Raw genomic sequence first — 1,574 nt, forward strand, 5'->3', positions numbered from 1 at the left:
GTGTTCGATGGGGTATGCGCGCTGTGCAGCCGCTGGGTGCGGTTCCTGCTGCGCTTCGACCGGCAGGGGCGCTACCGGTTCGCGGCGATGCAGGGCAGCCACGGCCGTGCACTGCTGCAGCAGCACGGACTGGACCCGGACGATCCGCTGTCGTTCCTGTTGCTGGAGGACGGCCAGGCCTGGACCGACACCGATGCGATCCTGCGGGTGCTGGCCGGGCTGGGCGGTGCCTGGCGGTTGACGGCCGTGGCGCGCCTGGTGCCTTCGGCCTGGCGCGATCGCGCCTACCGCGCACTGGCGCGCAACCGCTACCGCTGGTTCGGGCGCCATGACCACTGTCATCTGCCGGCACCCGGCCAGGCCGGACGATTCCTCGACTGAGCCGGTTTCAGCGGTCCTGCCAGGCCAGGGCATCGCCGCTGCCTGCATCGCCGTCGTGCGCACGCACCGCATAGATGATGCGTCGATTGCGTGCGCGGCCCGCGTCGTCGCGGTTGTCGGCCACCGGGTACTGCTGGCCGTGGCCGGTGGCGACCAGCATCGACGCCGGTACGCCGCGTTCCTGCAGGGACTGCACCACCGTCGCGGCGCGCTGCTGGCTCAGCAGCAGGTTGGCGTCGGCACCACCGTTGCTGTCGGTGTGCGCGTCCACAGCGATGCGCGTGCCTGCCGGCAGCAGCGCCAGGGCGGCCGCCACGGCATCCACCGTGTCTGCGCTGTCGCCGGTCAGCAGCGCCGTCCCCGGGCGGAATTTCAACGTGGTCTGGTTCAGCGCCTCGACGACCTTCGTGGCCTCGGCCTGCACGGGCAGGGCGGCCAGCGCAGCCAGTCCCGGGCCCCACAGCCCGGTGGTCTGCAGGTCGGCGAAGTGGCGACGGAGCAGCCGTGATACCTCCAGGCGCTGCGCGGCGTCCATCGCCGAGGTATCCACCCGCAACGTATCGCCGTTGAAATCCAGCAGCAGCCCGTCGCCTTCCAGCTGCGCAACGCGCGCGGTCAGCCGGTCCAGCCAGCGCTGGTGCCGGGTCGCGGGATCCAGCGCGATCCCGCCGCGCACGTTGTCGCGGCCATGCAGGGCGGTGAGCGCATTCCACGCCTGGCGGCGGGCCGCTTCGCTGGGCAGGCGGCCCTGCACCACGATGCGGTCGCCGTACTGATGCAGTGACAGCCGGGCATCGCGTTGCTCGGTGATCACCGGGGCCACCCAGTGTGGCCCGCGGATGTTCAGGTGCAGCCAGGTGGTGAAGCCGATCAGCGCGACGCCCGCCAGCACCCACAACATGCCGCGCAGGGCCAGGCCGTGGACCGTTCGTGCTGAAGCGACAGGGAGGCCATGCGGACGGCGCTGGCCCGCCGGCCGGAGTGCGGCGACGCGCACCGGGCCGGCCGCGCCTGCCAGCGCGACCAGGCCGGGCAGCAGCTCGCAGGCGATCACCCGGAACGTCCCCGGCGGAAAGCCGGTACGGCGCGCCATCGTGACCAGTGCATGCGGGCCGATGGCCCGCTCCAGTTCGCTGGCCAGCACCGGGCGGGAGGGTTCGGCCGGCCGCTGCCAACTGCGGAACTGGGCACCC

General features: G+C 72.5%; 2 protein-coding genes. One reads left to right on the top strand and one right to left on the bottom strand.

The genetic code is table 11. The features are described 5' to 3' along the window. On the top strand, nt 1–381 hold a 381-nt coding region (locus tag DBR34_RS12870; RefSeq protein WP_146186836.1), incomplete at its 5' end, for a thiol-disulfide oxidoreductase DCC family protein. A 7-nt stretch (nt 382–388) separates the two neighbouring features. On the opposite strand, the gene DBR34_RS12875 is transcribed toward DBR34_RS12870, so the two are convergent. Beyond that, nucleotides 389–1,574: OmpA family protein (locus tag DBR34_RS12875; RefSeq protein ID WP_219928287.1), on the bottom strand; the 1,186-nt coding region annotated here is incomplete at its 5' end.

It is taken from the genome of Stenotrophomonas sp. HMWF003, assembly GCF_003061285.1.
Taxonomy (GTDB): Bacteria; Pseudomonadota; Gammaproteobacteria; order Xanthomonadales; family Xanthomonadaceae; genus Stenotrophomonas; species Stenotrophomonas maltophilia_AP.